Below are 21,052 nucleotides of genomic sequence, written 5' to 3' on the forward strand. Positions count from 1 at the left end.
ATCCCGACCGGCGGGGTGACGGCAGCGCGGCGGCCGGCCGCCCGGGCGGCGCTGCGGCGGCCCGAGCCCGGGCGGGGGGGCGCGCCGGCGATCGCGTCGACGTAGAGCAGTCCCGCCACTTTGACCCCCCGCACCGCCAGGGCCATGGCCTCGGCGACCGTGTCCATGACGACGACGTCGGCGCCGAGGCCCCCGAGAACCGCCGCCTCGGCCCGGCCGGGGCGCACTGGTCCGGGGACAAGGGCGGCGACGGCGCTGCCGCTCACGCCGTCGACCCCGGCGACGACCTCGGTGAGGGGCTCGTCCCAGGAGGCCTCGACGGGCCCGGTGGCGGGGAAGAGGGGGATACCGGAGAAGTTGAGGTGATCGCCCATGGCGAGGAGGTCGCCGGGCCGGGGGGATCCCAGTGAGGAGGCGCGGCCCACGAGCAGGGCGGCGCGGACGCCGGCGCCCGCGGCGATGCGGGCGAATGCCGTCGTGCGGCGGGCGGCGCGGCCCTCGAAGAGGCAGGTCCGGCCGCGGGCGACGAGCACGCCGAGTCCCCCGCGGTCGTAGGACATGAGGGAGTCCTCCTGACCGGATGAGCCGGGCGCGGAGACACCGGGGAGGAAGGAGAGGCGGACGCGGGAGGACGGGCGCCCCCAGGCGTCGTCGAGATCGGTCAGGAGGGCGGGCTCGGCGATGACGAGCAGATCGTGGCGGGCGCGGCCCGTGGCGAGAACGATGGAGGCGCCGGCGGGGTCCTCATCCCAGGTTCCGGCCGCGGCGGGGGACGTTGCCACGGGGCCTCCCTCCAGTTGTCTCCGAGTGCTCCGAGGGCAGCCTACCCGTTCATGGTGCCGCGGCCCCTATGAGGCCCATCGCCGTCCTGGCACCGGGCGGCCCGATGGCGGGACGGCGATGGGCCTCGGTCGCCCCCGGGGGACAATGCCCGCATGACGCCAGCGGACCACGCCGACCCGCGCGCCCTCGAGGCGCTCCTGGCCTCGCCACCCGATCTGCCCGTCGTCGCCGGGCTTCCCCGCCTGCGCTCCCTGCTGGCATCCCCCACCCTCGACTCCGGGGCGCCGGCCGTCGTCGTCACAGCGCCCCCGGGCACGGGCAAGACCACGCTCGTGCCCCCGCTCGTCGCGCTGTCGCTCGGCGGGGCGAACAGGCCCGACGGGGCCGGGGAGGCCGGGGAGGCCGGGCGCGTCATCGTGACCCAGCCTCGCCGCGTGGCCGCCAGGGCCGCCGCCATGCGGCTCGCGAGCCTGCTGGGGGAGGACGTGGGCGGGACCGTCGGTTACGCGGTGCGAGGGCAGCGCCGCACCGGGCCGTCCACCCGCATCGAGGTCGTCACGGCGGGCCTCCTCCTGCGCCGCCTCCAGGCCGAGCCCGACCTGCCGGGGGTGGGCGCCGTCATCCTCGACGAGGTCCACGAGCGGGCGCTCGATGCCGATCTCCTCCTCGCGCTCCTGCTCGACGCGCGCGCGGGTCTGCGCGAGGACCTCGCCCTCATCGCGATGTCGGCGACCCTGGACGCCGGGCGCCTGCGGGAGCTGCTCGGCGGGGCGGTCGGAGGAGCCGGGAGCGCCCGTGATGCGGGCGCCTCGCTCGCGCCGCTCCTCGAGGTTCCCGGCGCCCCGCACCCCATCGTCGAGCGCTGGGCGCCGCCGCCGGCGACCACGGCGCGGCTGGGCCCGCACGGGGTGCCGGCGGACTTCCTCGCGCATGTTGCGGGCACTGCGGCGCGGGCGATGGCGGAGAACGACGGCGATGCCCTCGTCTTCCTGCCGGGGGCGCGCGAGGTCGACGACGTCGTCGCCCGGCTTCGCCGGATCCTGCGCACCGAGCGCGGCGGCGGATCCGGGGACGGGCCCGGCGACGTCGATGTGCTGCCACTGCACGGCAGGCTCCCCGCGGCGGCCCAGGACGCGGCGCTGGCACCGAGCGCGCCGGGGCTGCGGCGAGTGGTCGTGTCGACGAATGTCGCCGAGTCCTCGCTCACAGTGCCGGGAGTGCGGATCGTCGTCGATTCGACGCTGGCGCGCGAGCCGCGGCTCGACGTCGCCCGCTCGATGAGCTCGCTGGTGACGGTGGGAGAGTCGCGGTCGGCGGGGGTGCAGCGGGCGGGGCGCGCCGGGCGCGAGGGGCCGGGCGCCGTGTACCGCTGCTGCACGCCGTCGGACTGGGCTCGCGCGGCGGCATCCCCGACCCCGGAGATCCTGTCCGCCGACCTCACCCGGCTCGCCCTGGAGCTGGCGGCCTGGGGCGCGCCCGACGGGGCGGGGCTGCACTCGCCCGCCTGGATCGACCCGCCGCCGGAGGCGGCGATGCGGACGGCCGAGGCGGCACTGGTCTCGCTCGGATTGGTCGAGCAGGCCGGGAGGGACGACGACGCGGGAGGCGGCCGCGGGGCGGAGGATCGCTCCGGCGGGAGCGGCCCGATCACTCCGCTGGGCCGAACCGTGGCGGCGATCCCGGCGCCGGTGCGGGAGGCCAGGGCGCTTCTCGTGGCGGCGGCGCTGATCGGGGCGCGGCCCGCCGCCCGGGCCGCCGCGCTCCTCACCGCTGATCTGCGGGCGCCGGGGGCGGACCTGGCGGCGCTGGCGAAGTCGGTGCGGGGGCGCCGGGAGAGCGCGGCCGACCCGCGCGGAACGGCGCAGTGGGTCCAGGAGGCCGAGCGCCTGGAGCGGGCGGTCACCGAGGCGCTCGCCGGTGCGGGGGCCGCGAGGGGCGCGGGCGGGGCGGCGGGCGCTCAGGGGGCCCTGCGGTCCCTGATTTCCAGGAGCGCCGACGGCGCCCGGCTCCTCGACGGGCTCGACGGACTCGACGGACTCGGCGGGCCGGGTGGAACGGGCTGGACGGGCGGAGCCGAGGAGTCGGTGGCGCTGCTGGCGGCACTCGCCCACCCCGAGTGGATCGCGCGCCGCCGCGGCCCCACCGGGCCGTCCATCACTGCTCCCGCCGCCACTGCGGGCCCCTCCTCCGGCCGGGCGCGGGCGGAGGCCGCCTACGCGAGCGTCGGCGGCACGGGCCTGCGCCTCCCTGCGGATTCCCCACTCGCCTCCTCGCAGTGGCTGGCCGTGGCCGACGTCGACCGCTCCCCGGGCCGCAGCGACGCCCTCATCCGCGCGGCTGCGCCTCTTGACGAGGAGCTGGCCCTCGCCGTCGCCGCGGATCGGCTCAGCGAGGAGACCCGGACCGTGTGGGCCCAGGGGCGCCTTCGCACCGAGCGCGCCCGCCGCCTGGGCGCGATCGTCCTGGCCACGACCCCCGGCCCGCCGCCGGGCCCGGGCGAGGCCGCGAGCGCCGTCGCCCGGGCGGTACGGGAGGAGGGCCCGGGGATCCTGCCCTGGAGCGACGAGGCGCGCGAACTGCGCGGCCGCCTGGCGCTGCTGCGCACCGAGATCGGCGAGCCCTGGCCCGAGGTGGACGACGAGTCGCTGGTGGGCGCCGCCGAGACGTGGCTGGGACCGGCGGTCCGGGCGCTGGCGGTGGACGGCAGGCGCTTCGACCTGGGACGGCTGGACATGGTGGCGGCGCTGCGGGCGCTCCTGCCCTGGCCCGAGGCAGCGCGCTTCGACGAGCTCGCCCCGGAGCGCCTGGATGTGCCCTCCGGCTCGCGCGTCCGCCTGGCCTATACCGGCGACGACGGTGAGCCCCTGGCCCGCCCGGTGCTGGCGGTGCGGGTGCAGGAGTGCTTCGGGTGGGCGGGCACGCCGCGCGTGGCGGGTGGACGGGTCCCGGTGCTCATCCACCTGCTGTCCCCGGCGCGGCGTCCCGTCGCGGTGACCGATGACCTGGCCTCCTTCTGGCGACAGGGATACCCGCGGGTGCGCGCCGAGTTGCGCGGGCGCTACCCGAAGCACGCGTGGCCCGAGGACCCGTGGTCCGCTCCGGCAACGCGGGGGACGGGGCGGCGCCGTCCCCGGGGCTGAGGGCACGGGCACGATGGTTGGGCCGGCCCGAGGGCGCCGGAGGCGCTGCGCGGGCGCCGGCTGCTGCGCGACGGCACCCGGGCGTGTCAGGCTGGGCCCATGAGCGCGAGCGTGTTCCGCAAGGTTGATGAGGGGCCGGTCTCCACGGCGGTGGAGGCGCAGGGCCTGAGGTGGCTCGCCGAGGCGATGCCGGACGGGGGCGCGCACGTCGTCCCGGTGACGCAGGGCGAGGGCTGGATCGAGGAGCCGCGCCTGACCCATGGGGGCGCCACGGCCGAGGCGGCGGAGGCCTTCGGCCGCGCCTTGGCGGTCACCCACGCGGCGGGCGCTCCGTTCTTCGGGGCGTCTCCCCCGGGATGGGACGGCATCGGGCAGATGGGGCGCTCGCGCATCCGGCTGCGCCCTCATGACTCCGCGGACCGCGCGGAGACGGACCGGACGTGGGGGGTCTTCTACGCCGAGGACCGCATCGGCGCCTACATCGGCGACTGCCGGGATTCCGGAGCGCTGAGTGAGCGGGGGGCGCGGGTGCTGGAGAGGGTCTGCTCTCGGCTGGCCGACGGCCTCTTCGATTCCCCGCAGCCCGCCCTCGTCGAGGCCGGGGCGGCGGCGCGGGGGCCGGCTCGCGCGGTGTCCCGCACGCATGGGGACCTGTGGTGCGGCAATGTGCTGTGGGTGCCGGTCGGGGAGACCGACTGGGCGCCGTCGCGCGCGGGGCGGGGCCCGGCCGAGGGATCCGTGGGCGGTGGCGCCGTCTCCGGGACGGGCCTGCCGGGCGACGTCGGCGTCCTCATCGACCCGATGGCGCAGGGAGCGCACGCGGAGACGGATCTGGCGGCGCTGGGAATGTTCGGGCAGGCGCATCTCACGCGGATCATCGGGGCCTACAACGAGGTCTCGCCCCTGGCCGATGGGTGGCGCGAGCGAGTGGGGCTGCACCGCCTGCACATGCTCATGATCCATGTGTTCCTCTTCGGCGGCGGCTACGGCATGGAGGCGGTCAACCAGGCCCGTCAGTACGTGTGAGCCGCTGGCGGTGCTCTCCGCGCCGACTGGTGCCGTCTGCACCCAGAGGTGCGGGCAGGACGCACCTCTGGGTGCAGACGGCACCACTGGGTGCGGATCGCACCTGTCGGCGGAGCCCCAGTGATACCAGAACGAGCACCGGGAGCCCGACCAGCACGAAGCGCCCGGCGATCCACGAGTGAGGGCCCCGATCCATGGATCGGGGCCCTCACTCAGTGGCGGTAGCGCTGGGATTCGAACCCAGGGTGGCTATGAACCACACAGACTTTCGAGATCTGCACCTTCGGCCGCTCGGACACGCTACCTCAGGCGTTGAGGGTACACGCCCGCGCGCCTCCCGCCCAACCGGCCTCCCCTGCGACCTCCCTCACTCCCCTCCCCTCCTCGCCGAGACCGGTCGAAGTGGCGATCGAGACCGGTTCGCGAACCGGTTTCGGTGGCGTTTTCGACCGGTCTCGATGAGCGGGGCGCAAGCGGCGGACGGTCTCAGGAGGCCGGGATCTCGCGCAGCACCGCAGCCGGGACTCCTCCGACGACGACGCCCGCGGGCACATCCCGCGTGACGACGGCGCCCGCAGCGATGACCGACCCGTCGCCGACGGTCACGCCCTTGGTGATGACGGCCTTGGCACCGACCCACACGTCGTCGCCGAGCCGGATGGGGGCCGGGTAGGTGGTGGCGCGGTCGATGACGGCAAGGCCGTGATCGAGGGTCGCCATGACGACGTCGTGCCCGATGAAGCAGCGGTCACCGAGCCAGATGCCGCCCTGGTCCTGGAAACGGCATCCCGAGTTGATGAAAACATCCTCGCCGAAATGGGTGTTGGCGCCGAAGTCGGTGGTGAAGGGCGGGAAGAGGCGCAGCGATTCGGGTACCGGGCGGTGGGCGATCCGGGACAGCAGATCGCGGATCCCGTCCGGGTCGTGGAAGGCGGAGTTGAGCTCGGCGGTGAGGCGCTGCGCCTCGATCGCGAAGGCGCCCTGGAAGGCCCCTTCGGGAGTACCGGGGCGCACGGGCCTGCCGGCGTTGACGTGGTCCAGGAAGACCTGGAGGGTCATCTCCCCGCTCATCGGGCTCTCCTCTGCTTCTCACCAGCCGCCCTGCCCTTCTCCACCGGGGCGCGCACGCTGATGCTACGCGACCGCCTGTGGGCAGCCACCCGGTTTCGATGGCGTTTTCAACCGGTCTCGACGAGAGGGGGGAAAGAGAGAGGATCAGCGGCGGGGGGCGAAGAAGTCCCGGAGGAGGGCGGCGGAGACCTCGGAGCGCAGCCCGGCGACGACCTCCACCCGGTGGTTCGCCCTGGGATCGCGCAGCACGTCGCGGATCGAGCCGCAGGCCCCGGTGCGCGGCTCCCAGGCCGCCAGCACCACGCGCGCGAGCCTCGCCAACTGGATCGCGCCGGCGCACATGGTGCAGGGCTCCAACGTCACCACCAGTGAGCAGCCGTCCAAGTGGGAGCGGCCCAGCGCCCGCCCAGCGGCCCTCAGAGCCCGGATCTCGGCGTGGGCGGTCGGGTCATGCCCGGTCTCGCGCGCGTTGGCGGCCTCGGCGAGGACCTCGCCACCGGCATCGAGGACGACGGCGCCCACCGGCACCTCCCCGGCCCGGGCGGCCCCCTCGGCCAGCACGAGCGCGTGATCCATCGCGGGGCCGTAGCGCTCCTCCAGGAGTGCCGGGCGCCGGTCGCCCGAAGCGGCCGCGGCGAGGGCATGGGGCGTGGGCGAGGATCGCTCAATCACACCCCAAGCCTCCCACAGGCCGCAGGACCCCCGGCGCGAGATCGCCGCTGCGAGCGCCAGCGCCGCCCCGGCCCCTCGACGGCCGTGCTCCCATCGCCGCCGCCTCGGATCGTCATCGTTCCGATCTATCATTCCCAGGATCCTCCCAGCCTTGAGAGGGTGAATGACCTGCAAACGTTACATGCCTTTGGGACTCGGGTGGAAGGAGACAGACAAGTGAGCATCCAGACAGATCGGGCCCCCCTCGCGCCCCAGGGCTCCCCCCGGGCCAACGACTCCGAAGGGGCACCTGACAAGAGCCTCAACACCACCGTGTTCGCGGTCTCGGGAGGCGTCATCGGCGCCCTCGCCCTCACGGCGATCCTCGTCCCGCGCACCATCCAGGGCATCTTCGACACCGCCGTCGCCTGGGCGTCGCGCTGGTTCGGCTCGTTCTACATCCTGGAGATCACGGCGGTCCTCGTGTTCGTCGTCGTCCTGGCGCTGTCGCGCTACGGCACCACGCGGCTGGGCCCCTCCAACTCCACCCCGGAGTTCTCCACGTTCTCCTGGGCGGCGATGCTCTTCGCGGCGGGCGTGGGCACGGGGATCATGTTCTTCGCCGTCGCCGAGCCCGTCTCGCAGTACCTCTCCCCGCCCACGGGCGCTCCCGAGACCGAGGAGGCGGCCCGCAACGCCATCGTCCTGACCCTCCTCCACTACGGCATCTCCGGCTGGGGACTGTACTCCCTGGTGGGCATGGCGCTGGCCTACTTCGCCTACCGGCGCCGTCAGCCGCTCGCGGTGCGCGCCACTCTGCGCCCGATCCTGGGCCACCGCACGGATGGGATCCTCGGCGACGTCGTGGACGCGGCCGCGCTCATCGGCGGTGCGATCGGGATCGCGGCCTCCCTCGGCGTGGGGATCGTCCAGCTGAATGTCGCGCTGACGATCCTGTTCGGCATCCCGCAGGGCACAGCGGCCCAGATCGGGCTCGTGGCGCTGTCGGTCCTCATGGCGACGGCGTCGGCGGTCTCGGGGGTGGACCGCGGGGTGCGCATGCTCTCGAACATCAACGTCCTGCTGGCGATCGCCCTGGCGCTGTGGGTACTGGTCACGGGCGACACGGCGTTCCTGCTGGACGCGCTGGTGGGCTCGATCGGCGACTACGCCACCTCGTTCCCAGGCCTGACCCTGGAGACCTACGCCTGGAGCCGCCCCACCGACTGGCTCAACGGCTGGACCCTGTTCTTCTGGGCGTGGTGGATCACGTGGGCGGCCTTCGTGGGGATGTTCCTGGCGCGCATCTCGCGCGGCCGCACGATCCGCCAGTTCGTGCTCGGCTCGCTGGCGCTGCCGCTGAGCTACGTGATCATGTGGGTGTCGATCTTCGGCAATCACGCCCTGTCCGTCGTGCGGGGCGGGGACCGGGCCTTCGCCGAGCTCACCGCCTCCACCCCGGAGCAGGGCTTCTACGCGCTGCTCAAGGCCCTTCCCGGAGGCCCGGCCCTGGTGGCGCTCTCGCTGTTCATCGGGATCCTGTTCTACGTGACCTCGGCGGACTCGGGCGCCCTGGTGATGGCGAACCTGTCCACGCGCACGCGCACCGGGGATGAGGGCGATGCCCGGCCGTGGCTGCGGATCTTCTGGGCGGTGCTCGTGGGCGTGCTGACGATCGCCATGCTGCTGGCGGGCGGCATCCCGATCCTCCAGCAGGCGACGATCGTCATGGCCCTGCCCTTCAGCGCCGTCCTCCTGCTGGTCATGTACGGGCTGTGGAAGGCGCTGCGCACGGAGGCGAGCCACCGCGACGCCCGCTCGCACGTCTTCCGGAACCGCGCGCTGGGCCTGACGGGCACGGCCGCGGGCCTCAAGCGCATCTCGTGGCGGGATCGGCTGTCGCACACCTTCGAGTCGGTCTCCCCCGCCCAGGCCCAGCGCGCCCTGGACACCAGGATCGTGCCGGCCCTGGAGGCGGTGGCCGCCGAGCTGCGCAAGGAGGAGCTGGTGGCCGAGGTCTACGTGGAGGGCCCGGAGGCCCAGGATCCCGACGACGAGCGCAACTTCCTGGGCCGCGCCACCCTCCTGGTCACGGCGGGGCCCGAGGCCGGCGACGGCGAGAATGCCGCCGAGCTGGCCGTGGCCCCGGCCGCTGAGGGCGCGGCGGACGGCGGGACGGTGGCGCCCGCCGTCGAGCGCTCCAGTGGGCTCGACTCCTTCCGCTACGTGGTGCGGATGGTGCAGGCCCCGGTGGCGGCCTTCGGCGTCGTCGTCCATGAGGCGGATGACCTCACGGTACGCCTGGAGGTGCGCCCGCGCGGCGGCGGCCAGGGCTACGACGTCATGGATTGGACCGCGGACCAGGTGGCCCACGACGTGCTGGACCACTACGAGAGCTGGCTGGACTACCTCGGCAACGCCTGAGTCGGGAGAGCCCGGGCGGATTCGTCCGGACGCGGGGCGCGGCGGGCACTCGCGGTTCGCGCTCCGCCGCGCCCACGTCGGTGCTCCGGGCGCCGTAGGCTGATGCCATGCATCTCATCGACGTCGACCACCCCCTCATCGATCACAAGCTGGCGGTCCTGCGGGACCGGACGACGAACTCGGCGGTGTTCCGCCAGCTCGTGGACGAGCTCGTCACCCTGCTGGCCTATGAGGCGACGCGCCATGTGCGCACCGAGCCGGTGGAGATCGCCACACCGGTGGCGGTGGCGCAGTGCCATCGGATCGCAGCGCCGCGGCCGATCGTCGTGCCGATCCTGCGGGCGGGCCTGGGAATGCTGGAGGGCATGACGCGCCTCCTGCCCACGGCCGAGGTGGGGTTCCTGGGGATGAAGCGCGATGAGCAGACCCTGGAGGTGGACACCTATGCCAACCGCCTGCCGGATGACCTCTCGGGGCGCCAGTGCTTCATCGTCGACCCGATGCTCGCCACGGGGCACACGCTCACGGACGCCACGAACTACCTGCTGGACCGGGGCGCGAGGGATGTGACGGCCCTGTGCCTGCTGGCGGCGCCGGAGGGCCTTAAGTACTTGGAGGAGGCCATCGGAGACCGCGCGAACGTCACGGTGGTGACGGCCGCGGTGGATGACCACCTCAACGAGCAGGGCTACATCGTGCCGGGCCTGGGGGATGCCGGGGACCGTCTTTACGGCATTGTCGACTGAGGTGCCGCGGGGAGTCGCGCTGTGAGGCGGGGCTCGTTGAATCGGTGAGGGCTCTCGCCTCAGGGCTGTCATTTGCCGGGTTGCACCGTGACCTTCCTGTTACAGTCTGGTTGGTGGTGGGGCGGTGGGCCGGGGGATCCGCGGCCCGGCGCCGGATGTCATGTGGGGCTCGCTGTGGGGCGTGCGACCAGGTCCCGAACTTGGGGGGCGACAATCTTGCCGACCTCGAGGGCCGGGCCGGTCAGGTCGAGGGCGTTGGCGGCCCCTCCTGAGTCCTTGGTGAAGAACTTGATGACCAGCAGGGCGCCGTCGGGGTAGCGCCACACGAGGAAGGACCATCCGTGGCGGGCGGAGAAGGATGTGAGGCCCTCACCGGGCGCCCCGTCGATCGATGCCGGCGTCGTGGGCACGCTGGCCTTGATCTGCTCGAAGGTCCTCACCCCCTTGGTCCGGAACTCGCCCGTGAAATCAGACGGCTCATAGGAGACCAAGAGCTCGGACGGGTCGGACTCATGATCAAAATTCACGTCACATCTGAAGTTCCCTCGGCTGAATGTTCTGATGCGCTCGTCCCTGGCGGGGGTTCCTGCGATGTTGTTGAGGGTGTGCGTGGGGATCATGGCGCAGGCCTTCTCCGAGGTCATCACGGGTGTGGGCTCGGGTGGGCGGTGGTCTGGCAGCGCGCATGAGACGAGGAGGGCGGATGCCGCGGTCAGCGTGAGGGCGGCGCGCTTGAGGCTATTCGGCTTTGATATTGGTGCCTCTGATCCTTGCCGGCGCCTTGGCCGGTTGGAACATGATTGGCATTGTCCTCGATGGGTTCGATGGTCTCTTCTGGGGAGGGGTTCGGGAGTCATGATTCTCAGTGGTAGGGGTGTGCGAGGGTCTCCTCGGAGATGTACTTGAACAGGTCTATCGCCATGTTCCTGGCTTGGGTGTCGCCGTCCTGTGCGTTGATCGTGTTAAAGGACAGCCCGAGGACGTTACCGTCCGGTTTGAACCAGATGATGCTTGATGCTCCGTAAGTGTGATCGTCGGTCCAGAGCAGGACCGTGCCGTCGAAGCCGTCCAGCTCCAGGCGCTCGACTTTCCCGCGAACTCCGTCCTTGGAAAGGATCTCGTCCTCGGTAAGGGGGGCTGGTTGTCCGTGAAGGAGTATCTCTCCTCGGGTGGATTCGTCGATGTCGAGGAACGAGAACGGGCTCTCCTCCGAAAAACGGATCTGGCAGGTGGCGAACCAGCCCTGCTCGTCCTTCACGGCGGTGGAGTTCATGATTCGGTGCAACTCATCCGAGGAATAACGATCGCCGCAGAGCCGCTCATCCGACCGAAGAATGGACGGAAGGCCGGTGAATCGGAGTACGACGACTCCCAGCACCGCCAACACGCACGCGCAGCACACGACGACCACCGGCCTCCATGAGCGCCGACACGGTCGAGTCACGATACATCTCCTTCAGGTGGGCGAGCGCACCGGGCAGCGGATGAATCACGGCGACGATACCGGACAGGCCCAAGAAAACGGCGCTCTTCCCGCGCCCCGGACTGCATGCGAGCATCCGACACGAGCGCCGCAGTACGAGCGCGCGTCATGATGTCTGCCGGGTGTTCTTGACCATCGTCGTCCAGAATATCCCATCGCGGTCAGGCAGCCCGGACAGCCAACTCCTGAAGGCGTCCTTCTTCCCCTCCGTCGAGACATCCACCATTCCCCGTTGCTCGTTGTACGGCGATACTCGGTACCACGGCTGTATGTCCGGGTCCACATCCAACGCCCCATTCCGCGCCGCGACATCGGCCTGGGCGATCGCGAGAGCGTTCGGGTCCACTGCCAGCTTATCCGCACCATCCTTCGACTTAACCTCCGCGAATTCTAGGCCGGCACTAGCGAAGGTGGAGGGAACTGTCCCTCCTGGGACGAGTCCAAGCAAACCTGCGGTAGCCTTGGCGCCTGCCACGGCTGCGCCGTCACTGGAAGAACTCCTGGGATTCTGCGTATCCAGCCAGTGAATGAGGTTAGTCTCCTTGTCGAACGCCGTTCCGATATATTCCTGCTTGTCCTCAACACTGGACTGCGACATCGCCCCGGCGTTGGCATCCGCGATGGCGTATTTCATGGTACCCTGACCGATGGCGGTGAGAGCATCGTCATCCTGGACGGCGTTGCGCACGAGCTTCCGCATGTCAGTGGCCATCTGCTTCGATGCCGGAGTCGTAGTGCCGTCAGGATTGGATGGCGTTAGAGCTGGTACACGGACTTTGCGTTCCGGATTGTCTTCATTTATCGATGTCGTGGAATTATTTTCCGCGATCATTTCCATCTCTCCGCCGCAGTTACCTAAGAGCACTCCAATGTTTCTTCGTGTTTCACTGTTAGTGGCGATATCGTTGTGAGCGGCGAGTAGATTGATTCCCTGTGCCGTCGCCCAAGTCGCCCGCTGTTCTGTTTTCAAGCGCGGATTGGGGTCATTGAGGTCAGGGTAGCGGCGAGAAGAAGCTGCCGCGTAAGCCGCGCTGAGTCCCTCGAGGCTCTCCCCGCTCCATTTACGGTTCTCCAGAAGATCTCCGCGTGCGGTGACATTGGCTGTCGGAGCATAGTCCTCGGACTTGGAGTAGTTCGGCGCCGCGAAGTAGTCGACTGCGGCCTCGGGATTGTAGGCCATTGCCCCCAGTGGCGCAGAGAGTGGATCCATGGAATACGGGCGGCCGGCCTCGTCGACCAGGTACTTGTTTCCAGGATCTGAGTAGTGCATGAATCCTCGGTCGTCACAATAAACCCCGGGTGGTTGATCCGGAAAGTCCGTGACATCTTCCATCTTGTCCGCCAAATCTATTAGAAACTGTTTTTGGTAAGGATCCGCCGCTCCAGCACTGGTCATATATGCGTCCAGTACGGTGACGCGTCCACTATGCTCCTTCTGAGTGATGGCGTCGTAAATATCGTCTCGAAGATTGTATGAATGTAAACTGACTCGGCTATCTTCGTCCTTGTATCCCTGTGATGCAGTGGCCAACAGGTTGCCAAACCGATCCTCCATCGTCGAGATGATCTCCCTATTGGCTGTAGGGTCCATGCGCTCGCCTTGAACCCGCAGGGGAGCGTCGAGCATGTAGTCAGCACCCATTGTGCTAGCGAAAGTAATCGCGTATGTTTGAGAACACTCATTGTTCGCCATGGAACCATTCAGGAGAGCGGTCATGGTGTCCTCATCGCCATCCAATGATGCCTTTTTGAATTGTTCGGCGTCTGATTTTGCTTGGCGCCATTCGTCGACATGGTTGGCGGCTGAAACCGCTTCCGGGGTGTCGGACTGATCGTCGGGCAGATAATATGAGATCTTACCGTCCATGGTCATCGGAGAGACGCCGCACTCATTCGAGGCCCTGGCCGCGTCGAGCCGTGTTTGCAGGTATGAGGCCTGATCCTTCAGGTCCGCACCACGGCTCCCGAGCCGACTAACAAAACCGGACAGCTCGGCGGGCGCGACACCGTTGCTGCTGCTGTAGAAGATGTTGGCGTTGGACACGCCCAGCATCTCATCATAAACCAGGTTCGCGTAGGACTTGATCCCATCGATCAGCGACTGCAGCCCCTCAGGATTGAGGTACACGTAGGTCATCGTTTCACCACCACTCGGCCTTGGCCTTCTCCTCGTCCTTATCGACGAGATCTGGTTCTTTCCGCCACGCGTCACCAACGGACGACGTCGTGTTGATCACCTCGAGAAGGATATCGGACACCATCCCTCTGATGTCGGTCGCCGCGTTCTCCGCCGCAGTCGACTCCCACACGCTACCGTACTTGCCCAGGCCCCGCGTCAGCTTCGCCCCTTTAGAATCATCCGAGGTCGCGGTGTCCGCCTCAAGTGTCTTCTCAGCGCTCAACAACCTATCGTAGACGCACTTCAAAGCCTGCTTGAACTCGTTGGTCACCTTGTCCGGATCACTCGGGTCCGGAGCCACGGGCGCCATTTGAGGGGTGGCCGTGGGCGTCGGAGCAGGCCGACCAGGACCACTACCACCAGACGATGACGGTGATGGCGTCGGTTGAGGGTCCGGTGATGGGCCGGGGGATGGTGAGGGGGAAGGTGCGCTGCTCATTGACCGTGGTCTCCTGGAGGAATGCCGATGCCTGTGCTTGCGGCCGTCTGGCGCAGGGACCAGGGCCGAGGCGGCTCGCTAGTGGGGTGTGGTGGTGTTGATGGTTTGGATCTCGGCGACGGGGATGGGGGTGGTGGAGGTGGTGGTGATGTCGGTCAGGGCGCCACTGGTGCCGTCACTGGCGCTCCAGGCGGTGGTGTAGCGGACGGAGGCGGTCAGGGGCGTGGCCCGGCCGGGTTGGTCGGCACTGGAGCGGTTGAAGGTGATGGTGCAGTCGCTGCTCCCCTCGGGGGCCCCGGGGGCCCAGGGGGCGCCGAAGCCGGTGCACTCGCTGGTGGCGTCGGGGGCCGACAGGTCCAGGCGCGTGCCGGTGATCGTCATGATGGCCGACACCCCGCCCGCACTGGCGGTGATCTGAACGGTGCGCGGCACCTCACTGGTGGCCCACACCCAGGTGTCCATGCCCACCACGGTCGACCCCGCCGGGCTGTCCAGCTTCGGGTTGTAATCAACCACCGGCGCCGGAATGCTCACCGCCTCACGCGCCGCCCCCGCCAGCGTGTAACCATCCACCAACGGGGCGGGAGGAGCCTGCGAGGCCGGAACGAAACGGCTTGGCTGCAGCACCCAGTCCACCCATTTCCGTCCATAAGCTTGCTTATCAATAGCGTAGGCGGAATCGCAGGTGGGGATATACCAGTGCCCCTCAGCGTCATCAGCATGGGACTTGTAATTGGGGTAGAATGGCAAATCGGATTTTCCGCCGCTGGGAGGGGTGACGTTTGCGGCCAGTGTCTTGCCGTCCGGCCCTTGCTCCCACCAGCATTCGGGGTGAACCGCCGTGGTGCCCGAGCCGCCCGTGCCCACACTCACCGCCCCGCCCCCATCGGGGTAGGACACCGAGAACGTCACCTCCAAAGACGCCACACCCGAACCACCCGGGCCCGAAGAGGCGCTGGGAGACGCACCACCTCCGTCAGATGCTCTCTTGCTGTCGGCGAACGCCGAAACGGGCATGACAAGCGTCGAGCTAATCAAGATGGCGGAGGTCAGTGCGAGTGCGATGCGGTATCGGCGGTTCAGCAATCGTCCACCCCTATCTGGTCGCTTGAGTCGACGGTCCAACCCTGAGGCCCCCGCACGAGGTGCATCGAGACATGGAAGCGGTGCTCGTGATCGTCAGGGGCAGGGGCCTCTCCGCTGGCGGAGACATTCTTGATATCGGTCTGAATCGAGCAGACCTCGACGTTGGCGAGGCTGGAGTTCTCCGTGCCGGTGACGTAGATGATCTTGGTGGCCGTCTGGCCCTCCTGATGCAGTCCCTTGGCTCGGAAGTCGTCGTAGGAGGCCTTGACCACCTCGAGTTGGCCGCCGCTGGTGGTGGCCTCAACCTGGGTCAGGTCACCGTCCATGGTGCGGTACTGCTCCCACGTGGCCCGGTCATAAGCCACATAGGCCCGCACGATCTCCTCCTGACCCGGCGTCAGGCCCTCGGGAACCGACTCCACCACATACCCCGTGGCCGGATCCGACAACGCCTCAGCACTGACCCCCACCGCACCGGCCGACACCGACGCAGCAGCACTCGCCGACGATGACGCCTCAGGCGCAGCAGGCCCCGACGAGACCGCCGCACCATCACTGGCCACCGGCACCACCGACCCCGAACCCCCAGCACCCCCACCAGAACACCCCACCAACGGCACGGCGGCGAAAGCGACCGCCGCGAGGGCTGAAGCCCTGGCCCGACGGTGTCTTACGAGGTGGTTTCCTGCGGCAGGTCTCAAAAGTGCCTCCTTTGGCGTATCGCAAGTGGATCCACATCGAATCATGGGAGTGATGCGGTCTCAATGACTGAGTGCCGCGTCCTGCGGAGCGGGTGGTGCTGAGAGGATTGCTTCAATCCGCCCTGGCCCACCGCCCCGCAGGACGCGGCGTCAGGGCTCAGATGCCCTCGGGGTAGGGGATCTGGGACAGCGGGTCGCGCCCCTCCCCGTTGACGTCGTTGAGGCCGTTGTGGTTGTTCGCCACGGCGTTGCCGGCCGTGACCAGGCTCTCCACGAAGGTCTTGAGCTTGGGCTTGAACTCCTCCCACTGCGCCCGGAAGTCAGTGGCGTTCGTGCTCTCCCACACCGTGCTGTTCAACGCGTTGGTCACGCTCGTGATGATGCTCGCGCCCGACGTCACGTCGTCACTGATCGTCCTGTAAAGGCTCTCCATCGATTCAAGGTTAGCGCTGACGTCACTCATTCCGTGTCCTCCTTGCCTGGTGGCGCTATCTGCCGGCGGGCGCCCCCGCCCCCCGCCGAAGATGCGGAAAGACGCTGCGGAAGTGCCCCGAAGGACTGTAACAGGTAGATAACGGCACGTCGAGGGTCCCCGTGGACCACTCCCCACCCCCAGTGAAACCCCGTGATTCTCAGCGTTGCGTGGCGTACACGGCGCCCCGAGCCGACTGGGAGGATCGCCACAGGGCCTCGTTTGGTCACGGTGCGGTAACGTACCGGGCGTCCCTGCAGGCCGAACCACGATCGAGGATCGCCATGCCCACACCTTCGGACAGTGCCGCTGAGCGCCGTCGTGACCGCGCCTCCCGCGGGATGGCCTCCACCCGGCAGCAGCGCGAGGCCCGCACCGATCGCCTGCCCAAGCCCCCGCGGGAGCGTCGGCCACTTCTGGCGGCATTCGCCGTCCTGCTCATCGTCGGCGGGGCGCTCCTGGCCGGAATGCTCGCGATGCGCGCAGATGAGCGCGTGGACGTCGTCGTCGCCGCCCGCACCATCGCCGCCGGGCAATCGATCACTGCGGAGGATCTCACCACCACGCCGGTATCCGCGACGGTGAGCGGTCTCGTGCCTGCCGACTCCGCCAGCACCATCATCGGAAGCAGGGCCCGCACCGAGATCAGCGCGGGGCAGCTCGTCGACACATCCCAGATCGCCACCGGCACCATCCCCGGTGAGGGACAGCATGTGGCCGGCGTCCTCCTCGAGCAGGGCCGCTACCCGGCGGCCGGCCTGAGTGCCGGGGACACGGTGAACATCGTGGACACCGACACGGGAGCCGTGCTCGTCGAGGGCGCGCAGGTCCTCACCGCCGGCCCCGCCCAGAGCACGGGGAAGGAACAGGATCTCTCCTCCGGGCTGAGCGTTTCACTGATCGTCCCGGCGACGCAGGACACCAAGGTGGTGACGAGCTCGGCGAAGAAGACCGTCGCCCTCATCCTCACCGCTCCCGGCCAGCCGATCGGGGCGAGCTGAATGCTTATCTGCCTCGCCTCAGCCAAGGGCGCTCCCGGAGTGTCGATCACCGCGCACGCCCTGGCGGCCGTGTGGCCCCGGCAGGCGCTGCTGGCCGAGCTCGATCCCGCCGGCTCCGACCTGCTCTACCGCGCGCGTACGAGTCAGGGCCAGCCCCTCGATCCCGAGCACGGGCTCATGTCCCTCGCGGCGGCAGTGCGCAGGAACCCCTCGACGACGGCCCTGGAGCACGCCAGCGTCATCGACGGGGACCTCTCCGTTCTCACAGGGCTCGCCCGCCCGGACCAGGCCTCCGCCATCGGCGCCGGTTGGGGCGCGCTCGGGTCCTGCCTTCAGCGCAGCGGCGACGTCGTCGCTGATCTGGGCCGTTTGCTCCCCGGGAGCCCCAGCCTCGCCGTCGCGATGGCTGCCGACGCGCTGCTCCTCGTGGTCCGCCCCGGGATCGACTCCTATGGTCACCTCCGGGAGAGGCTGCGGTGGATCATCGAGGAGACCTCGCACCGCTCCGAGCGCCCCGGGCTCGGCGTCCTGCTCATCGCGCCGTGGAAGAAGCGGCACGAAATGGGCGATCTGGAGCGTCTCCTCGCCTCCAGCGGGATCCAGGTTCCCATCATCGGCACCATCGCTGACGACCCCGCCGCTGCTGACGCCTTCTCCGGGCGCCAGGCGCGGTCCGTGCGCCGATCCCTCCTCGTGCGTTCCGCACGGGACGTGGCGGCGCGACTGTCGGCGGGAGGTCCCCGATGAGCGTGGACCAGGACCTCGTGAGGCGCCTGCGCGAAGAGGTCGCTGATCTCCTCGCCCAGCAGCGCCGTGACGACGCCGTCTCCGGCCTGCCCCCGATGACCGGCGAGGACGAGAGGCAGTTCGCCCGGGCGCTCATCAGCCGTGTGCTGGAGAACCACGCGCGTCAGCAGATCGCCGCCGGACAGACGCTCCTCACCGCCCTCGACGAGGAGGAGATCTCCCAGGGCATCCATGCCGCCCTGTTCGGAGTCGGCCGGCTCCAGCCCCTGCTGGACAATCCCGATGTCGAGAACATCGACATCAACGGCTATGACAACGTCTTCATCCAGTACGCCGACGGCCGAGAGGAACGCGGTGTGCCCGTCGCCGATTCCGACGATGAGCTCGTCGAGCTCGTCCAAGTGCTCGGCTCGTACTCCGGCCTCGCCTCGCGCCCCTTCGACTCCGCCAACCCGCAGCTGGATCTGCGCCTTCCCGACGGGTCACGACTCTCGGCCGTCATGGACGTCTGCGCGCGCCCCGCGATCTCCCTGCGCCGGGCCCGCCTGGCCCGCGTCGGCCTGGAGGAGCTCGTGGCCCTCGGCTCGATCAGCCCCCGACTCGCCGCCTTCTGCGCGGCAGCGGTGGCGGCCCGGAAGAACATCATGATCGCGGGCGCCACGAACGCGGGGAAGACCACCTTCCTGCGGGCGCTCGCCAACGAGATCCCGCCCTCCGAGCGCCTCATCACCGTGGAGCGCGCCCTCGAGCTCGGGCTGGGGGAGTTCGAGGACCTCCATCCCAATGTCGTGGCGTTCGAGGAGCGTCTGGCCAATTCCGAGGGCGCCGGCGCGATCACCATGGCCGATCTCGTGCGCCGCTCCCTGAGAATGAATCCCTCGCGGGTGATCGTCGGCGAGGTCCTCGGCGACGAGATCGTCACCATGCTCAACGCCATGAGCCAGGGGAACGACGGCTCCCTGTCCACTATCCACGCCAACTCCTCCGCCGAGGTGTTCAACAGGATCGCCACATACGCGATCCAATCCGCCGAGCGCCTCCCCCAGGAGGCGACCCATCTGCTCATCGCCGGCGCCGTCGACTTCGTCATCTTCCTGACCAGGGAGAACCGCTACGCGCAAGGCGGCCAGATGCGCCGCTACGTCGCCTCCGTGCGCGAGGTCAACGGCGTCGACGGGCGCGTGCTCTCCAGTGAGGTCTTCGCGGACAACGGGCGGGGCATGGCGGTCCCCGCCGCCCCCATCGCCTGCGCCGCCGACCTCATGGAGGCCGGGTACGACCCGGCCGCCGCCTACGCGGAGCCGGCCTCATGATCGGCGCGGCACAGGCGCCCATGCTGCTCGCCGGCGCCATGATCGGCGGCGGCGCGTTCCTCGCGACCGCCTACCTCCTCGGCATCGACATCCTTCCCGCCCCGCAGCGATCGAGCAGCGCGGCGCGCGGCGTCTCCAAGCGGACCCTCTACGCGCTCGCCCTCGGGCTCGGCCTCCTCGTGCTCACCCGCTGGGTGGTATTCGCCGCCTCCGGCGCCATCCTCGTCCTGGTCTGGCCCATGTTCTTCGGCGGAAGCAAGGAGGAGAAGGCCGCCGCCGCACGTATCGAGGCCCTCGCCACCTGGGCGGAGTCCCTGCGAGATACCATCGCCGGCGCTGTCGGCCTGGAGCAGGCGATCCCTGCCACCGTCTACGCGGCCGCCCCCGTCATCCGCGACGACCTCGCGCTCCTCGCGGATCGCATGCGCGTGCGCGTGAGCCTCCCGACGGCGCTGCGCCAGTTCGCTGACGACCTCGATGACCCGACCGCCGATCTCATCATCTCCGCGCTCATCATGAACGCCCGACTGCGCGGTCCAGGGCTGAGGGCCCTCCTCGGCTCCCTCGCCGAAACGGCCCGGGCCGAACTGGACATGCGCCAGCGCGTGGCCGCCTCCCGCGCGGGGACCCGCCGATCAGCGCAGATGGTCCTCATCTTCTCCCTGCTCGTCATCCTGGGCCTGGCCCTGTTCAACCAGGACTTCGTGGCCCCCTACAACAGCGCTCAGGGGCAGTTGGTCCTCGTGGTGGTCGCGATGTTCTTCGCGCTCGGGATGCTGTGGATGCGCCGCTTGGCAGGCGTCACCCTGCCCAAGCGATTCCTGGCCGCCCCCGTCGGTGAGGAGGACGCGTGACGAGCACATGGATCCTCGCGGGCGGGGCGATCAGCGGCTTCGGCCTGCTCCTCCTCTCAGTCATCCTCTTCCCCGGCCGCGTGCAGCCCGCCTCGGCACTGGCCGAGCTCGACTCCCTGCGCGGCGAGGATCGCCTGCGCCAGGACGCTCGCCGTCTCGCCCCCGCAGGGGCCGAGGACTCGGCGTGGACCGAGATGATCGGACTGCGCGCCTCCACGCTCCTGCGCCGCATGGGCGTCGACACGAGTGAGCTGAGCTCGGATCTGGCCGTGACCACCCGCTCCATGGAGCAGCACCTCGCGCTCTCCGTGCTGACCGGACTGGCGGGTCTCATGGCACCGCTCGTGCTCAGTGGACTGGCAATCGCCGCCGGCCTCGGCTCAAGCCTGTCCACCCCGGCGCTGGTGGCCGTCATCCTCGGGCTCGTCTGCGCGATGCTCCCAACCTTGAGGCTCCGCCGCGCGGCCGACGAGGGCCGGCGGAACTTCCGCCACGTCGTCGGCTCCTTCCTCGACCTCGTCTCCATGTCCCTCGCCGCCGGGCGGGGCGTCCCCGAGGCCCTCGACGCCGCATCACGACTCTCGGACGACCCGAGCATGATCCGCCTCCGGGACGCCTTCGCCACCGCGCGCCTGCGCGGGGAGAGCCCGTGGGTGGCCATGGGCCGTCTCGGCGAGGAACTGCGGATCGACGAGTTGAGGGACCTCGCCGCCGCCCTGGCCCTCGTCTCCGAGGACGGCGCCAAGATCCGCGAATCCCTCGCGGCCCGCGCAGGATCGATGAGGCGCCGCGAACTGGCCGAGGCCGAGGGGCGGGCCGGGCAGAACTCCGAATCGATGCTCGTCGCCCAGCTCATCCTCGCCCTCGGATTCATCGTCTTCCTCGTCTACCCATCCATCATGGGAATCCTCGTCTCCTCCTGAGCCGCGGCCCCAT

At 69.8% G+C, this 21,052-nt stretch carries 19 protein-coding genes and 1 tRNA gene; 9 read left to right on the forward strand and 11 right to left on the reverse strand.

All coding sequences use genetic code 11. From position 1 onward, the window contains the following. A partial coding sequence (locus B1H55_RS03755) for a nucleoside phosphorylase-I family protein (RefSeq protein WP_080461584.1) occupies positions 1-782 on the reverse strand: 782 nt, incomplete at its 3' end. A 153-nt stretch (positions 783-935) separates the two neighbouring features. Here B1H55_RS03755 and B1H55_RS03760 point away from each other — a divergent pair. After that, entirely contained in the window at positions 936-3,923 is a 2,988-nt protein-coding gene (locus B1H55_RS03760; protein WP_080461585.1) for an ATP-dependent RNA helicase, read from the forward strand. A gap of 99 nt (positions 3,924-4,022) precedes the next feature. After that, on the forward strand, positions 4,023-4,949 hold the full coding sequence (locus B1H55_RS03765) for a fructosamine kinase family protein (RefSeq protein WP_073452519.1): 927 nt from the start codon (positions 4,023-4,025) through the stop codon (positions 4,947-4,949). A 216-nt stretch (positions 4,950-5,165) separates the two neighbouring features. Here B1H55_RS03765 and B1H55_RS12470 read toward each other — a convergent pair. The 3 genes from B1H55_RS12470 to B1H55_RS03775 form a co-directional block, all read right to left on the reverse strand. Further along, a tRNA-Ser gene (locus B1H55_RS12470) sits at positions 5,166-5,254 on the reverse strand. A 181-nt stretch (positions 5,255-5,435) separates the two neighbouring features. Then, entirely contained in the window at positions 5,436-6,020 is a 585-nt protein-coding gene (locus B1H55_RS12990) for a DapH/DapD/GlmU-related protein (RefSeq protein ID WP_096519528.1), read from the reverse strand. A gap of 144 nt (positions 6,021-6,164) precedes the next feature. Beyond that, complete coding sequence (locus B1H55_RS03775; RefSeq protein ID WP_077240991.1) at positions 6,165-6,596, reverse strand: nucleoside deaminase; 432 nt, start codon at positions 6,594-6,596, stop codon at positions 6,165-6,167. 312 nt (positions 6,597-6,908) lie between these two features. On the opposite strand from B1H55_RS03775, the gene betT reads away from it, so the two are divergent. Both betT and upp read left to right on the forward strand, forming a co-directional pair. Continuing rightward, positions 6,909-9,095, forward strand: a complete 2,187-nt coding sequence (gene betT, locus B1H55_RS03780; protein WP_077240864.1) for a choline BCCT transporter BetT — start codon at positions 6,909-6,911, stop codon at positions 9,093-9,095. A gap of 107 nt (positions 9,096-9,202) precedes the next feature. Beyond that, positions 9,203-9,841: a uracil phosphoribosyltransferase gene (gene upp, locus B1H55_RS03785; RefSeq protein ID WP_073452515.1), complete on the forward strand. Its 639-nt coding sequence runs from the start codon at positions 9,203-9,205 to the stop codon at positions 9,839-9,841. 158 nt (positions 9,842-9,999) lie between these two features. On the opposite strand, the gene B1H55_RS03790 is transcribed toward upp, so the two are convergent. The 7 genes from B1H55_RS03790 to B1H55_RS12475 all read right to left on the reverse strand — a co-directional run bounded on the left by B1H55_RS03790 (position 10,000) and on the right by B1H55_RS12475 (position 16,192). After that, the gene (locus B1H55_RS03790) at positions 10,000-10,461 is read right to left on the reverse strand and encodes a hypothetical protein (protein WP_143221413.1); all 462 of its coding nucleotides are present in this window, start codon (positions 10,459-10,461) and stop codon (positions 10,000-10,002) included. Positions 10,462-10,703: 242 nt separating this feature from the next. Beyond that, the gene (locus B1H55_RS03795; protein WP_143221412.1) at positions 10,704-11,114 is read right to left on the reverse strand and encodes a hypothetical protein; all 411 of its coding nucleotides are present in this window, start codon (positions 11,112-11,114) and stop codon (positions 10,704-10,706) included. Between the two features lie 316 nt (positions 11,115-11,430). Then, on the reverse strand, positions 11,431-13,461 hold the full coding sequence (locus tag B1H55_RS12165; RefSeq protein WP_143221411.1) for a DUF6571 family protein: 2,031 nt from the start codon (positions 13,459-13,461) through the stop codon (positions 11,431-11,433). 4 nt (positions 13,462-13,465) lie between these two features. Then, the gene (locus B1H55_RS03805; protein ID WP_143221410.1) at positions 13,466-13,804 is read right to left on the reverse strand and encodes a hypothetical protein; all 339 of its coding nucleotides are present in this window, start codon (positions 13,802-13,804) and stop codon (positions 13,466-13,468) included. A gap of 216 nt (positions 13,805-14,020) precedes the next feature. Then, positions 14,021-14,569, reverse strand: coding sequence for a hypothetical protein (locus B1H55_RS03810; RefSeq protein WP_143221409.1), 549 nt, complete (start codon positions 14,567-14,569; stop codon positions 14,021-14,023). Positions 14,570-15,021: 452 nt separating this feature from the next. Continuing rightward, positions 15,022-15,450, reverse strand: a complete 429-nt coding sequence (locus B1H55_RS03815) for a hypothetical protein (protein ID WP_077240859.1) — start codon at positions 15,448-15,450, stop codon at positions 15,022-15,024. Positions 15,451-15,886: 436 nt separating this feature from the next. Then, positions 15,887-16,192: a WXG100 family type VII secretion target gene (locus B1H55_RS12475; RefSeq protein WP_157750289.1), complete on the reverse strand. Its 306-nt coding sequence runs from the start codon at positions 16,190-16,192 to the stop codon at positions 15,887-15,889. Between the two features lie 293 nt (positions 16,193-16,485). Here B1H55_RS12475 and B1H55_RS03825 point away from each other — a divergent pair, with 293 nt between their 5' ends. The 5 genes from B1H55_RS03825 to B1H55_RS03845 are packed head-to-tail and all read left to right on the forward strand — an operon-like array spanning position 16,486 to position 21,039. Further along, entirely contained in the window at positions 16,486-17,202 is a 717-nt protein-coding gene (locus tag B1H55_RS03825) for an SAF domain-containing protein (protein ID WP_077240858.1), read from the forward strand. A gap of 39 nt (positions 17,203-17,241) precedes the next feature. After that, a complete protein-coding gene (locus B1H55_RS03830; protein WP_231952646.1) occupies positions 17,242-17,949 on the forward strand; it encodes a hypothetical protein in 708 nt (235 codons plus the stop codon). Then, positions 17,946-19,262, forward strand: a complete 1,317-nt coding sequence (locus B1H55_RS03835; RefSeq protein WP_077240856.1) for a TadA family conjugal transfer-associated ATPase — start codon at positions 17,946-17,948, stop codon at positions 19,260-19,262. Before B1H55_RS03830 ends, B1H55_RS03835 begins: the two co-directional genes overlap by 4 nt. Then, on the forward strand, positions 19,259-20,116 hold the full coding sequence (locus B1H55_RS03840) for a type II secretion system F family protein (RefSeq protein WP_080461588.1): 858 nt from the start codon (positions 19,259-19,261) through the stop codon (positions 20,114-20,116). The genes B1H55_RS03835 and B1H55_RS03840 overlap by 4 nt, the downstream gene beginning before the upstream one ends. Continuing rightward, positions 20,113-21,039 (forward strand): type II secretion system F family protein, encoded by a 927-nt coding sequence (locus B1H55_RS03845; protein WP_077240855.1) that lies wholly within the window; start codon positions 20,113-20,115, stop codon positions 21,037-21,039. The genes B1H55_RS03840 and B1H55_RS03845 overlap by 4 nt, the downstream gene beginning before the upstream one ends. Positions 21,040-21,052 lie beyond the last annotated feature (13 nt).

The organism is Actinomyces denticolens (assembly GCF_002072185.1).
GTDB lineage: Bacteria > Actinomycetota > Actinomycetes > Actinomycetales > Actinomycetaceae > Actinomyces > Actinomyces denticolens.